The sequence below is a fragment of the Paenibacillus sp. BSR1-1 genome, assembly GCF_030403775.1.
In the GTDB taxonomy this organism is placed as follows: Bacteria; Bacillota; Bacilli; order Bacillales; family Cytobacillaceae; genus Neobacillus.
This window is the reverse complement of the sequence record NZ_JAQMWQ010000007.1, coordinates 14,914-28,611: the sequence shown is the minus strand read 5'-3', so window position 1 is coordinate 28,611 and position 13,698 is coordinate 14,914. Positions and strand designations below refer to the sequence as shown.

General features: G+C 40.2%; 12 protein-coding genes. 7 read left to right on the top strand and 5 right to left on the bottom strand.

Translation table 11 applies throughout. From position 1 onward, the window contains the following. Nucleotides 1–5 precede the first annotated feature (5 nt). Together PH210_RS13000 and PH210_RS12995 are read left to right on the top strand one after the other, a co-directional pair. On the top strand, nucleotides 6–887 hold the full coding sequence (locus tag PH210_RS13000) for a carbohydrate ABC transporter permease (RefSeq protein ID WP_289986156.1): 882 nt from the start codon (nucleotides 6–8) through the stop codon (nucleotides 885–887). A gap of 191 nt (nucleotides 888–1,078) precedes the next feature. After that, nucleotides 1,079–2,329 (top strand): endo-1,4-beta-xylanase, encoded by a 1,251-nt coding sequence (locus PH210_RS12995; RefSeq protein ID WP_289985926.1) that lies wholly within the window; start codon nucleotides 1,079–1,081, stop codon nucleotides 2,327–2,329. A 401-nt stretch (nucleotides 2,330–2,730) separates the two neighbouring features. On the opposite strand, the gene PH210_RS12990 is transcribed toward PH210_RS12995, so the two are convergent. Next, nucleotides 2,731–2,889 carry a hypothetical protein gene (locus tag PH210_RS12990; protein WP_289985924.1) on the bottom strand — a complete coding sequence of 53 codons (159 nt, stop codon included), beginning with the start codon at nucleotides 2,887–2,889 and terminating at the stop codon, nucleotides 2,731–2,733. Between the two features lie 157 nt (nucleotides 2,890–3,046). On the opposite strand from PH210_RS12990, the gene PH210_RS12985 reads away from it, so the two are divergent. Further along, nucleotides 3,047–4,309: an MFS transporter gene (locus tag PH210_RS12985; RefSeq protein WP_289985922.1), complete on the top strand. Its 1,263-nt coding sequence runs from the start codon at nucleotides 3,047–3,049 to the stop codon at nucleotides 4,307–4,309. Nucleotides 4,310–4,350: 41 nt separating this feature from the next. On the opposite strand, the gene PH210_RS12980 is transcribed toward PH210_RS12985, so the two are convergent. Then, entirely contained in the window at nucleotides 4,351–4,923 is a 573-nt protein-coding gene (locus PH210_RS12980; RefSeq protein ID WP_289985920.1) for a cysteine hydrolase family protein, read from the bottom strand. A 117-nt stretch (nucleotides 4,924–5,040) separates the two neighbouring features. On the opposite strand from PH210_RS12980, the gene PH210_RS12975 reads away from it, so the two are divergent. Then, the gene (locus PH210_RS12975; protein ID WP_289985919.1) at nucleotides 5,041–5,484 is read left to right on the top strand and encodes an Lrp/AsnC family transcriptional regulator; all 444 of its coding nucleotides are present in this window, start codon (nucleotides 5,041–5,043) and stop codon (nucleotides 5,482–5,484) included. A gap of 52 nt (nucleotides 5,485–5,536) precedes the next feature. Here PH210_RS12975 and PH210_RS12970 read toward each other — a convergent pair whose 3' ends face one another. Together PH210_RS12970 and PH210_RS12965 are read right to left on the bottom strand one after the other, a co-directional pair. After that, the gene (locus tag PH210_RS12970; RefSeq protein WP_289985917.1) at nucleotides 5,537–6,985 is read right to left on the bottom strand and encodes a L,D-transpeptidase family protein; all 1,449 of its coding nucleotides are present in this window, start codon (nucleotides 6,983–6,985) and stop codon (nucleotides 5,537–5,539) included. 251 nt (nucleotides 6,986–7,236) lie between these two features. Next, on the bottom strand, nucleotides 7,237–8,460 hold the full coding sequence (locus PH210_RS12965; protein WP_289985915.1) for an MFS transporter: 1,224 nt from the start codon (nucleotides 8,458–8,460) through the stop codon (nucleotides 7,237–7,239). A 525-nt stretch (nucleotides 8,461–8,985) separates the two neighbouring features. Here PH210_RS12965 and PH210_RS12960 point away from each other — a divergent pair. Next, entirely contained in the window at nucleotides 8,986–10,251 is a 1,266-nt protein-coding gene (locus PH210_RS12960; protein ID WP_289985913.1) for an MFS transporter, read from the top strand. A gap of 165 nt (nucleotides 10,252–10,416) precedes the next feature. Here PH210_RS12960 and PH210_RS12955 read toward each other — a convergent pair whose 3' ends face one another. Then, nucleotides 10,417–11,328 (bottom strand): EamA family transporter, encoded by a 912-nt coding sequence (locus PH210_RS12955; protein WP_289985912.1) that lies wholly within the window; start codon nucleotides 11,326–11,328, stop codon nucleotides 10,417–10,419. Between the two features lie 402 nt (nucleotides 11,329–11,730). On the opposite strand from PH210_RS12955, the gene PH210_RS12950 reads away from it, so the two are divergent. Both PH210_RS12950 and PH210_RS12945 read left to right on the top strand, forming a co-directional pair. After that, on the top strand, nucleotides 11,731–12,837 hold the full coding sequence (locus PH210_RS12950; RefSeq protein WP_289985911.1) for an ABC transporter substrate-binding protein: 1,107 nt from the start codon (nucleotides 11,731–11,733) through the stop codon (nucleotides 12,835–12,837). Then, a complete protein-coding gene (locus tag PH210_RS12945) occupies nucleotides 12,827–13,660 on the top strand; it encodes an alkaline phosphatase family protein (protein WP_289985908.1) in 834 nt (277 codons plus the stop codon). The genes PH210_RS12950 and PH210_RS12945 overlap by 11 nt, the downstream gene beginning before the upstream one ends. The last annotated feature ends 38 nt before the right edge of the window (nucleotides 13,661–13,698 follow it).

The following is a 13,698-nucleotide window of genomic DNA, read 5'->3' as shown; positions in this document are numbered from 1 at the left end:
CAGCAATGGAAACAAAAATCAATACGACCTTGTCGGTTCCTTATAAAACTAGTAAATCGTTCGGAAATAGAATCGGATACGGAGTACTTTACGTTATTCTGGGAATCATTGCGATTATTCAAATTTACCCGTTAATTTGGCTGCTCCTGTTTTCCCTAAAAACCAATCAAGAGGTTTTTGGCATGTCACCGTTCTCACTGCCACAAAATCCACAGTGGGGCAACTATGCAAAGGCATGGTCAGCAGGCCATATTGACGTTTACTTTTTTAATAGTGTGCTATACACCGTTATAGCTGTTGTACTTACTGTTATTCTTGCAAGCTTTGTAACGTTTGCCATCACCAGAATGCATTGGAAATTGAGCGGACTGGTTCTTGGTTTGTTTATGGCGGGGTATATGATTCCCCTTCATTCAACCTTAATTCCATTATTCAACATCTTTAAATCGACACATCTCATTGATAACCCAGTTTCCGTGATTTTATCTTATGTGGCGTTTAATTTACCGATCACGATTATGATCCTAGCAGGATTTTATAAAACACTCCCACGGGAAATTGAAGAGGCAGCTGTTATGGATGGGTGTTCCATCCACAGAATCTTCTTCCAAATCACATTGCCAATGACTATACCTGTTCTTTCAACAACCGTAATTATAAACATGATTTATAACTGGAATGAATTCGTGTTTGTCAATACATTCCTAAGTTCCGATAAATGGAAGACCATTACCGTTGGTGTGAACAACTTTGTCGGCCAATACTTAACAGATTGGGGCGCGATTGGCGCAACCTTAATGATCAGTATTATTCCAGTATTAATTGCATACTTCATTCTGAGCGATCGAATTGTTGAAGGAATAGCAGCTGGATCTGTAAAAGGATAAGAATTAGGAAGAGGCATTAGTACCAACCAGAGTGATCGATATCAAATACCTCGAATCATGATGCTTCAGAACATACTTTGGACGAGTGTATTGGAATGGTTACAATTGGGGACTAGAAGCTAGGAGATTATTAGTTTGTCAGATTTTGAAAAACTTTTTCAAAATATATTTCTTATAAAGGAGATAGAAACATGCTAAAAGTCTTACGTAGACCCGTTATTTCAGGATTAGCCTTAGCTTTATTATTACCTGTAGGTATGTCAAGCGTATCTGCATCTGATACAGCATCCTATGCAAAAAAACCAGCGATTAGTGGATTAGAAGCACCACAGCTCGACCAAAGATATAAAGATTCTTTCACGATTGGTGCAGCGGTTGAACCTTCGATGTTACAAGGAAAAGATGCGCAAATGTTAAAGCGTCATTTTAATAGCATCGTTGCAGAGAATGTCATGAAGCCGGCAAGCTTGCAGCCAGCCGAAGGCCAATTTAATTGGGGGCCTGCTGACCAAATCATTAAGTTCGCAAAAGAAAATGGTATGGACGTACGCGGCCATAACCTTGTATGGCATAGCCAGGTACCAAATTGGTTCTTCCAAGATAAAGATGGAAAGCCAATGGTCGTTTGGCAGGATGGTAAGCAAGTGGTTGCCAATCCAGCAAATCTTAAGGCAAACAAAGAGCTTTTGTTACAGCGCTTACATGACCATATTAAAGCAGTGGTATCACACTATAAAAATGATGTAAAATCTTGGGATGTCGTGAATGAGGTCATCGATGAATGGGGGGGAGATCCAGATGGTTATCGTCAATCACCATGGTACCTCATTACCGGCCTAGACTATATCAGAGTTGCTTTTGAAACCGCACGAGAATATGCTGCTCCAGATGCCAAGCTTTATATTAACGATTACAATACTGAAGTAGAACCAAAAAGAACGTACCTCTATAATTTAGTTGTAAAATTAAAAAATGAAGGTGTACCAATCGATGGTGTTGGTCACCAATCACACATCCAAATCGGCTGGCCATCTGAAGCGGATATTGAAAAGACGATTAACATGTTTGCGGATCTTGGGCTAGATAACCAAATTACCGAGCTTGATGTAAGTATGTATGGATGGCCGGTATATGCGTATCCGACATATGCTGCCATTCCGGAACTGAAATTTATGGATCAAGCAGACCGTTATGATCGTCTGTTCAAGTTATATGAGAAATTGGGAGATAAAATTAGTAATGTTACATTCTGGGGAGTTGCTGATAACCATACTTGGCTGAATGACCGTGCAGATGTTTATTATGATGCAAACGGAAACCTTGTTTTAGATGGCAACACTCCTGCTGAAAAGTCATCAGAAAAAGGCAAAGACGCACCATTTGTTTTTGATCCTGATTACAATGTAAAACCAGCTTATTGGGCAATTATCGACCATAAATAGGATAAAAAAATCAGCTCTGAGGTTTTGGAGCTGATTTTTTAATAGTTTCCTTATCTTAGGAAAGAAATCAGAAGCTGAGCCGTTTTCCAATTGAGGACATTTCTGTTGATTATTAAACTAGTTTTGTCCTCAAGAAGCCCTATTGAGGACATTTCTGCTGATTTTTAAACAAGATTTGTCCCCAAGAAGCCTTATTAAGGACATTTCTATTGATTTTTAAACTAAATTTGTCCCCAAGAAGCCCTATTGAGGACATTTCTATTGGTTTTTAAACTAGATTTGTCCCCAAGAAGCCCTATTGAGGACATTTCTGTTGATTATTAAACTAGATTTGTCCCCAAGATCTTATTAATGTAAGAAAAGGAATTGTTCATATGATAATTCCTTTTTTTAATATCTATTCATGGTCCATAAGAGTTGTGGTTGTTTTCTGGAGGATATTCTTTTATTTTTCCCCTAAGTTGCACTTCATCCGGCGGATTCGACCCAGATCTTTTATCAAAATAAATAGCAATTCCGCCTAATATAATGACAGGCAGCAGTATATATAACCAAATCATTATGATACCTCCAAAAGCTTATTATAATTATTATATTATAAAATTAGCATTTATTTACAATTTTTTGGAAAATGAAATTGCTGTTGACAGAAAATTTATTACTATCATTACAGGAAAATCATATATATAGTGTAAAAGTTAACAGGAGTAAAGAACATTGGACAAACAAAATAGCCAATTTAGATGGGTTGTATTTGCTTCGGTATTGTTCACTTATTTGTTAATGTCGAGTCAACGGACCGCACCGGGATTGATTACGGACCAAGTAATGAGTGATTTTCATGTAACAGCTTCAACGATTGGGATGCTGACAAGTATGCAATTTTTTGTATACACTGGTTTGCAAATTCCGATGGGTATTTTGGCTGATCGTTATGGCCCCAATTTTTTTCTAATAGCAGGTGCAACACTTACAGGCATTGGCACAATCATTTATAGTTTAGGTACTAATGAATTTGTCCTGTTTTTTGCCAGAATATTGACTGGGACTGGTGATGCAACCATCTGGGTCAATATGGTGTTAATAATGAGCCAATGGTTTAATGCAAAGGAATTTGTTCGATTAATTGGTCTGGCTGGAATGACAGGAAGCCTTGGGTTCCTATTGGCGACAGTCCCTTTCTCCGAATGGATTGATTTGCTTGGTTGGAGGGCAGCCTTTTTTTCAGCGGGACTATTATTATGTTTTTGTGGCATTCTCCTTTATTTTGTCCTGTTAAAAAAAACAAACGAATCGGCATTTGTAAAAAATGAAATACAACGTGAAAAAACGTTCGAGTTATTGCAAAGGATATTTTCGAATCGGCAGGCCTGGGCTTTATTCCTTTGTCACTTTGGGGTTGTCGGCGCGTATGTAGGATTTATCAGTTCCTGGGCAGTTCCCTATGGGATGAATGTGTATGGGATGACACGTTCCGGTGCGAGTCAGCTTATTATGATTGGTCTGATCGGGGCCCTAATAGGTGCTCCCCTAACCAGCTGGATTTCAAGTCGGTTAGAAACCATTAAACGTCCCTATGTCATTGTCCATTTCATTATGTTATTGAGTTGGTCTAGCTTTCTATTATTTAAAGGGAATCCGCCTCTTTTTGTTCTCCATATGCTTTTCTTTATCATAGGCTTTGGGTATGGTGCAAGTGCGTTAACGTTTGCTGTCGTTCGTCAATCTTTTCCGATAATAGAATCTGGCATTGTCTCTGGGGTTGCGAATACCGGTGGTTTTCTAAGTGCTGTACTGCTTCCAAGCATCTTTGGAAATGTATTGGATCATTCTCAGTCTGCTTCAGGCAGTATTAGTGATGGATACTACTTCGGTTTTTTCACCCCAGTAATCTTCTCCATGATTGGCTTGATTGGAGTGATTTCTATTAAGGAAAAGCGTCAGGATTCAGAACATAAAACCAATATCCATTTATCTTAAATAAAAAGGGAGATCGTTTTTAAAACAATCTCCCTTTATTATTAGTTGTTTTTCAGAATAGTGTTAGCTTCCTGCTGCAGGAAATCCTCGGCCGAAATGACATGAGCATAAATTCCGTTAAGTGCACTGATAAACGCATAATGAACCTGATCAGCCGGCACTTTCTGTTCTTGATAAGATAAGTCCCTTGTCGTGCATGCATCTTCAATAAGCGTAACTTCAAAACCTAGGTCCCTTGCAGCCCTGACCGTGGCATCAATGCACATATGCGTCATCATTCCACAAATCACAAGCTTAGTGACTCCATTTTCTCTTAATTTGTTTTCTAATTCTGTCTTGAAAAAGCTGTTGGGTCTATGTTTTACGATAACACTTTCATGCTGTAACGGTAAAACCGCTTCATTTATTTTGGCCCCATCTGTGTCTGGAAGAAAGAAGGTTGCTCCTTCTTGAATTGAGATATGCTGAATATGAAAAATAGGATGATTCTTCTGTCTGAACCAATCAAGGATTTTACCTGCATTAACAGCTGCTTTTCTTGGATTGCTTAATTCCATTTTTCCATTTGGAAAGTAATCATTTTGAATATCAACTAAGATTAAAGCTGTTCTCATTTTTTTCCACCCCATCAAAAATTGATTATAATAATATCATAGATAATCTCTTGATTTTAATCGATACTTTGATGAAACACTATTATCCAAAATAATTTCATGGTGAAAGGAATCTATATGGAACTCGATCAAATTGATTTTCAAATCCTCCGATTATTAACCGAAAATTCACGTATTCAATGGAAAGACCTTGGAGGAAAAATTCATATGACTGGACAGGCAGTGGGGAATCGTATTAAAAAACTTGAAGAAAGCGGCGTCATTAAAGCCTACTCCCTCATAGTCGATGAAATGAAATTAGGGCTCATGTTTACTGCGTTTGTCATCATTCATATGAAAACGGCCAATCATGATTCGTTTATCCAATTTATTAAAGAGCGAAATGAGGTAGTGGAAGCACACAGAATATCAGGGAAAGGATGTTACCATTTAAAAGTAATCGTTAAATCCCAAGATCAACTGAATCTGTTTCTTAATAAACTTCTCGAGCATGGGAACTATAGTTTAAATCTATCCATTCAAGAGATCAAACAGCAGAATACGTTGACAGCTACTTTTTAATAAGTCATAAAACAAAAAACAGGAAATCATTATCGATTTCCTGTTTTATATTTTAATAGATGACTACCGGCTCGTACGTGCTTAGATTCTCATACACGGTTTTCATAGCATCTACCGGTGTATTGACACAGCCATGCGATCCTGCTGCTAGATAGGCATTGCTTGCCCAGTTTGACCGAAAGCTGGCATCGTGGAATCCTTGCCCATCATTCGTAAAAGGAGCCCAATAATTAACTTGTACTTGATAACTAGGTTTTCCACCAAGTTCTCTGCCCGTTAGTATGGCTGGTGTACGTTTATAGAGAATATACCATACTCCTTTTGAAGTATCATTACCAGTACTGTGTTTGCCGGTTACGACATTTGTTGTGATGGCTAATTTCCCATTTTTGTAAATCCAAATACGCTGCTCGGCAATGGATACTTCAGCATACGTATCGCCAATGCCATTGTTCGTTAACGTGTCAAAACCGTAGCCTTCACCTTTCCAGCCATGGCCGATAACATTGGAAGCCGTAACGGCTTTCTCGCCTTTTTCAAAAGCGGCCTGAACCAATGCTGATTCTTTGTCCACATCTAATGCCCAGCCATACCCTTGTCCTTTAACCGAAACGACTTTGCCTGAATGGGTCTTAAAGGAGAAATTTTTATTTAATGTGGATTGAGTACTATTAATTTCGGCAATTTTCTTGTTAATATCGCTTGGGTCAATGGTCACCTTCATGTCTTTTGACACAGAGGCAGTTTTAATTAGTTCGCTGGCTTTTAACGCATGAACTTTATCCTGTACCTTATATTCAACCGTCTGGGCAAGGATTCCCTGAAGCTTTTTCTGTTCATTTTTGATAACCTGGCTGTCCTCTTTGATTGGCTGCATAAATATAGGTGAAAGACGGATTTCACTCGTATATAAATGCTTCTCATAGGCTTTTAAAAGGCTGGCAACATCATACTGCTCACCGCTGCTGCTTTTTGAGACAGCGATTTTACCCTGTTCCAAATGAACCTCTGCATCTTTCGGAGCTTTTAAGGTTTTATTCATAGAAATAAGTTTTTCTTCCACTTGTTTTTTCATAGTTTCGCTGCGGTACTTATCCAAAGTGCCTGGCATTAATGAAAAACTCTTTGCTTTTGAAGAAGGAAAAAAGCTCTGCTGGTCTTTTAATAATTTTTTGACTTCAGAGAGATCTGAACTCGTAAATTTCATTTCTGTATCGTTTCCATCTAAAATTTGCTGTTGTCCGACATAGACTACGTTTTTTAATACGGAAGTTTTTAATTTTTTAAGGGCTTGCTCAGCCGTTAGTCCCCCGACCTTTGTGCCATTAATCTTGATATTGGCGTTAAAGTGTTTTGCCTGATAATAGCTGATTGCCGCTATTATGATTGCAATAATAATGATGACACCTGTTGTTATGAACTTCCAGTTGGCAAAACCTTTCTTTGAGCTGCTCTGACGTTTACCCAATTCTTCTACTGATTGATTTAATGCACTTTCCAAAAAAATTCCCTCCCGCAACGGTGATCCAGCTGCCTGCCCACCGTTTTAAAACTTTAGGTCTTACAACCAAAGATTATTACAATTATATTACTCTATTATTACATGATAAATACTATTCTACTAGTTTTTTAAGTCGAACTTTGTCACTATTTGTACACTTGGAAAAATTTATTTTAAGATTACTGACTAAACCTAAAAAAAGCCCCTTTTTGGGGGCTAAAGAAGGGGGGAAATCCGAGTCATACATATATTTAAACTGAAGTCATATCCTTTTGAGATATTCTCCTCTTCCGATAGGCTTTTGTAGAAATAGAGGCAAGAAGGAAAATAGCAATAAGAATATAGGCAGCACCGCCAATCAACCCTAAAGAACGCGGTAAAAGATAATGCAGTGCAAATCCAGCTAAAAACATGGAAATACCCAAAATCGTGTTACCGATTGTTGCCAATAGTCCAAACATCGTTCCATGATGCTCCTCAGGAATCTCTTTCATTAGAACGGTGTCAAAACTGGCATTCCCAATGCCAGACATAAATGCCACACCACAAAACAAGAGAAACGCAAAAACAACGAAATGGGTCCAACTTAATAATAATAGAAACGTTCCTTCAAGCATTAAACAGAGTAGGCCAGTGACTAAAAAATTTTTTCGTAACCGATTCGCCACGGAGTAGCTTAACACCAGGCCAATCCCCAATCCCCCATAGAACAGCCCAACACCGACATCTCCAAGGTGATACTCATTAACAGCATACACGCTGATAAGAATGTTATCGATACCATTCATGAAAGCAATTAATACTTCGCAGATTAATAGGATTTGAACGGGAACCGACAGGCTAATGACTTTCTTAAACACGAACCAAGGCGATTCTTTTTCGAGAAGCTTTCCATCCGTATCCTGTTTATGCTCTGGGAACGCAATGGTCGAGATGACCGCTGCTGCGCCTAAAAAGGAGAGCGCATTGAACCAAAAGGTAATATGGGGACCAAAAATAAAGGCCACGATTCCTCCAGAAAAAGCGCCGCCTATTAATACAATGCCAATTAAGACTTGTTCCAAACTGTTCACTTTCATGAGCTGCTCTTTTTTTACCAGCAGCGGTATGGCTGATTTTCTTGCCGGGGCATAAATGGCTTCTCCTGCGGCTAAAAGAAAGGAGCTTACATAAACAATCCAAAGATCTTCTTTGCTGTCCACCAACAAGAAGGTTAAGGCAAATATAATCCGAATTAAGTCGGTTGCGATCAATATCAATTTTCTAGGAAAGCGGTCAGCAAGCCTGCCGCCAATTGGTCCAAAGATGACAAACGGTATCAGCCGGATGGCCAGTGTGATGCCCACCGCAAAGCCTGAGCCTGTTAACTGCAGCAGCATTGCTAATACAGCAACAGAACTAAAGCGGTCGCCAATTCCGTTTACGACTCCGGCGAGAAATAGTTTTCTATATTGTTTTTCTTGTCCCAGTAACATTCCATCACCTTCTTTAATATTTATCTAATTTTATGTTTATCTAATTAGTAAGGTAAAAAAATACGGTGCACCTGGACACCTGAAAACTACTTTAATAGATATCTAATTAGATGATAATTGAATTACCTTTGGTAATCAAGTGTTTTATAAAGATTTAAGTGCAATTTTTAAGATTGCGGTTACTGTGAAGGAGCCAAAGTGCCCGCCGGATACAATTTAAAGTGTCAGAGGTCATTGTGAAGGAGCCAGAGCGCCTGCCGAGTACAATTTCAGAAGACAGCGGTCACTGTGGAGGAGTCAGAGTGCCTGCCGAGTACAATTTCAGAAGACAGCGGTCACTGAGGAGGAGTCAGAGTGCCCGCCGGATACAATTTCAGCTTTTCAGCAGTCACTCTGAAGGAGTCAAAGTTCCCACTGAGTACAATATCTAAACTCAACGTTCATTGTGAAGGAAACACAGCGAATCTTACATTTGATCTAAGTCAGATTTCTTAACTAGGAGAGCCGAAAATAGTATAATATTTCGTGTTCCTAAAGTATTATTGTAGTTATTTTCGAAAAGGGCGTGACATATATTTGCTTCAGTTAAATAATTCAATTCTCCGTCAGCCATCTTTTGCAAAATTTTGGTTCTCGCGCATCTTGGCCTCTACATCTTTTCAGATGTTGTCCGTGGCAATTGGATGGCAAATGTATGACTTGACGCACGACGCTTTTAGTCTCGGTTTGGTGGGACTGGCTCAGTTTATCCCAATGGTCTTGCTCACATTAGTTGTCGGGCAAGTGGCAGATCGCTTTGATCGAAGAAAAATTGTTTTTTGGTGTTTACTCATTGAAGGCATGATGGCAGGTCTTCTTCTCTATGGAAATCATGCAGGCTGGCTGGGGCGTGAACAGATTTTGCTGGCAGCTGCGATCATCGGAGCATGCCGTGCTTTCGAGGGGCCGGCTTCATCAGCCCTATTGCCGCAGTTGGTACATAAAAAGATTCTCCCACAGGCTATATCTTTAAGTACGACGGCTGGGCAAACAGCTCAAATCCTGGGTCCGTCCCTTGGCGGAGTGCTTTTTTCGTTAGGACCCGCATTCGTGTATAGTACCGCAACGGCAGCATTGCTTGCTGCAGCCATCTTAACCTATTTAATCACGGGCTTGGAGCAAGCAGTCCGAAGGGCGGAACCGGTATCAATACGATCCATTCTATCGGGATTGGTATTTGTCTATCGTAATCCTGTCATCCTTGGAACGATTTCATTGGATCTTTTCGCAGTCTTGCTTGGCGGAGCGACAGCCCTTTTACCAATATTCGCGCAGGATATTCTTCATACTGGTCCTTGGGGATTGGGATTAATGCGGACAGCACCAGCGGTTGGGGCACTAATCGTGTCAATTATTTTGGGCTATTTTCCCTTAAAGAAAGCCTATGGTCTAACATTGTTTGGGGCACTCGCCATTTTTGGATTGTCTACCATGCTTTTCGCTATTTCAACAAATTTAATTGTATCGTTGGTTGCCTTATTTCTTATCGGTGGATCAGACGTAATCAGCGTTGTCATTAGGTCCTCACTCGTGCAGCTGCAAACTCCAGATGAAATGCGTGGCCGGGTAAATGCGGTGAATGCTTTGTTTATTGGAACCTCGAACCAACTGGGGGAGTTTGAATCTGGCACGTTGGCAGGTTTTATGGGAGCAGTTCCAGCAGCCTTCATAGGTGGTCTTGGAACGGTCCTTGTCGCCGGGCTGTGGATGTATTTATTTCCTTCCATCAGAAAGCTCCGTTCTCTCTCATAAAGTGCAAGGAAGTTAGTACTAAACAAAAGGGTCTGCCTTCTACGATTAAATAGTAGAAGGCAGACCCTGTTTTTTTAATCAGAAAGTTGTGCCCAGAGCATGGACATCGCTAAGTATTCCGAGCGGAGCGAATCCTTCGCACGGGGACTTTGTAAACAAACTGTATTAAGATGCAGAGTCTCTTTCCAAAGAATGTGACTTTATTTTCGCTTTTGATAGATTCACATTCCCCGCTGCAATTCCGCCTAATATCAAAACAACTCCGAGCCATTGGGATATGCTTACATGTTCTGCCAAGAAAAGCGTCGATAAGATGACCGCAATCGGAAGCTCAGAGGCTGTTAAAATGGTGCCAAGTCCAGGCTCGATATACCTCATGCCAATTGAAAATAACAGCGGAGGCAGGGCGACCCCTAATAAGCCAAGAAATAATCCATACGGCGCGATCCCAATCAAAATAGGTAAATGGAATAACTCCGTTGGCTGAAACAAAATGAAAACTGTAATCATCCCGCCAGTGGAAAAAATGGCGCTTTTCTGCACAGGCGGGAGATCTCTTTCCACCGTGCCGCTAAGAAAAATAAACGAAGTATAGGATACAGCGGATAGGAGTCCCCAAATGGCCCCCTGCCATGTGATCATCCCGTTGTCTACTGCGAGAACGCCAGCCGCAAGAATAGAGCCAAAGATGAGAATACTGATTGAAACTATTTTTCCAATGGTAGGTATTTTCTTATAAAAAAACCATTCAAAAAATGTGCCAATCCAGACAAATTGAAATAAAAAAATGATCGCAAGCGAAGCATGAAGGGTTTGCAGTGATTGATAATAAAATACACCCGTTAAACCGAGTGGTAATCCAGATAAAAGGAGTTTACCTATTTTACCGAGTGTCAATTTCTTTTTTTTCGAAAAAAGTGCAACCGTCCAAATCAGTAAAGTACCAAGTAAGTATTGACTCCCCGTCACCACTTCCACCGTAAAACCTGCAGCATAAGCGAGCTTTACAAAAGTGGATAATGCTCCGTAACAGCAACCACCTAATAAAACAATAAATGCGTATTGCCAAGTCCTCATTTTCACTTCCCCTTTCAATCTATTAAAAAATGATGGATCCATTAATTGACTTTGTAATCCTCTGGCACTTTTCAAAACAAAAAAGCCACACAGCCTATAGAAGCTGTGTGGCGAAAATAGAGATTCCTCTAGAAAAATCCACAAACAAATAGATTTTAGTATTCAAACTACTTTTATTAATTTAAACCAAATAAATAGTGAATGTCAACGTTCATGTTGGATCTTATTTTTCAAAAAAAGAAGTTAGGCTGGGGCATAAATAATATCCATTGCATTCTTTAACATTGACTTTACAATTTCTTAATGTTGGATTAATGTGGGATTAACATTGTGGATTTATGATTAAACCGTAACAAACAGTAAACAACATTACAAATTCCACATTGGGGAGAGATACTTTTTATGAATGTTAAGAAATGGTGCAAGTCGATTCAAGTTGTGATGTTAGGAATGAGTGTACTTGGATTAGCCGCGTGTGCAGATACAAAGGAACCGGTTGCATCAAGTATTAAGGATCCGAACTCGTTAACCCTTAATGAAATTGAAACAAAGGCCAAAAAAGAAGGGGAAGTCAATAGTGCCGGTATGCCTGATTCATGGGCCAACTGGGGAGAAACGTGGGATGAAATAACAAAAAAATACACTTTGAAACACAATGATACAGATTTATCGAGTGCTGAAGAGATTGCCAAAATGGAATCGGAAAAAGAAAATGCCACCGCGGATATCGGCGATGTAGGGATGTCCTTTGGACCGGTTGCTGAACAAAAGAAATTAACACTGCCCTATAAAACTTCCTATTGGAATGATGTACCTGACTGGGCAAAAGATGACAACGGGGACTGGGTTGTCGGGTACCAAGGAACGATTGCCTTCTTAACGAATAAAGAATTGGTGAAAAATCCGCCAAAATCTTGGGATGACATCCTAAAAGGTAATTACAAAGTAACCGTTGGAGATGTACAGCGAGGAACACAGAACCAAATGGCCGTTCTTGCTGCGGCTATGGCTTACGGGGGAGATGAAAAACATCTTCAACCAGGAATTGACTTTTTTAAGAAGCTTGCAAAGCAAGGACGTCTTAGCTTAACGGATGCTAAGCCAGCGAACATCGAAAAAGGGGAAGTAGAAGTGGCTCTTGTTTGGGATTTCAATGCCCTTGGTTATGCAGAACAAATCAATCGTGACCAATTCGATGTTACCATACCGAAAGAAGGTTCAGTCGTAAGCGGCTATACCACGATTATTAACAAATATGCGAAACATCCTTACGCCGCAATAGCCGCTAGAGAATATATCTTGAGTGACGAGGGACAAATTAACCTGGCTAAAGGATATGCCCGTCCTATCCGTGATAACGTGAAGCTCCCGAAAGAAGTAGCGGATAAAATGATACCAAAAGAAGAATACAAAAATGCCAAACCAATTAAGGATTTCCAAGCCTGGGAAGAAACGGCTAAAACACTTCCGCAGCTTTGGCAGGAAGAGGTGTTAGTCAATGTCAAATAAAGTAATCGCTATTGTTGTAGATGGAATGAGATACGATAAAGCTTGTGAGACTCTGGGATATATTCAGCATCTTGTAGAAACCAATCAGGCAGCACTTTATAAGGTTCGGTCGGAGCTGCCTAGTCTTTCCCGTCCATTATATGAAGTGCTGCTTACTGGTACACCTGCTTCGATGAACGGTATTACCTCGAATCAAGCTGTGCAGCTTTCCACCGAGAAAAGTCTCTTTCATCTGACGAAGGAGAACGGGTTAAGGAACGGAGCAGCAGCCTATTACTGGGTAAGTGAACTGTACAATCGTGCTCCATTTGTGTTTGTTGAAGACCGCGAGCAAGAGGATTCAACTAAGCCTATTCAATACGGGAAATTTTATTGGGACGATGATTATCCAGACAGCCATGTGTTGATGGATGCGGAAGCATTGCGCCGAAAGCATGACCCGCACTTTTTATATATTCATCCGCTTGGTGTTGACGTAAAAGGGGAAGTGTTCGGTTCGGAATCGAAAGAATACCGTGAACAAATCTTAAAGATGGGAAGCTTGCTCGCACAGCTTTTGCCAATTTGGATGAAGGAAGGATACCATATTTTAATTACATCTGATCATGGTATGAGTGAATATGGAAATCACGGCGGGATAACTGATGGTGAGCGTGATGTCCCACTCTTTATCATTAGTCCAAAAGTGGAGCCTGGCGTCCACAGTGAGGGCGTCCCACAATTGGCGTTTGCCCCGCTCGTTTGTGAACTATTAGAGATCGAACCGTCCGATAAAATGATCAACTATTCATTGCCAGGCCTTAAGGGGAACGTGTCCGTTTAATTTTCGAAAAAAGACTGCCGGGAAATGGTTTTACAATA

Bases quoted from the DNA above. Each gene is read 5' to 3' on its own strand.
- PH210_RS13000 (WP_289986156.1), top strand. From the start codon at position 6: ATGGAAACAAAAATCAATACGACCTTGTCGGTTCCTTATAAAACTAGT.
- PH210_RS12995 (WP_289985926.1), top strand. From the start codon at position 1,079: ATGCTAAAAGTCTTACGTAGACCCGTTATTTCAGGATTAGCCTTAGCT.
- PH210_RS12990 (WP_289985924.1), bottom strand. From the start codon at position 2,889: ATGATTTGGTTATATATACTGCTGCCTGTCATTATATTAGGCGGAATT.
- PH210_RS12980 (WP_289985920.1), bottom strand. From the start codon at position 4,923: ATGAGAACAGCTTTAATCTTAGTTGATATTCAAAATGATTACTTTCCA.
- PH210_RS12975 (WP_289985919.1), top strand. From the start codon at position 5,041: ATGGAACTCGATCAAATTGATTTTCAAATCCTCCGATTATTAACCGAA.
- PH210_RS12965 (WP_289985915.1), bottom strand. From the start codon at position 8,460: ATGTTACTGGGACAAGAAAAACAATATAGAAAACTATTTCTCGCCGGA.
- PH210_RS12955 (WP_289985912.1), bottom strand. From the start codon at position 11,328: ATGAGGACTTGGCAATACGCATTTATTGTTTTATTAGGTGGTTGCTGT.
- PH210_RS12950 (WP_289985911.1), top strand. From the start codon at position 11,731: ATGAATGTTAAGAAATGGTGCAAGTCGATTCAAGTTGTGATGTTAGGA.
- PH210_RS12945 (WP_289985908.1), top strand. From the start codon at position 12,827: ATGTCAAATAAAGTAATCGCTATTGTTGTAGATGGAATGAGATACGAT.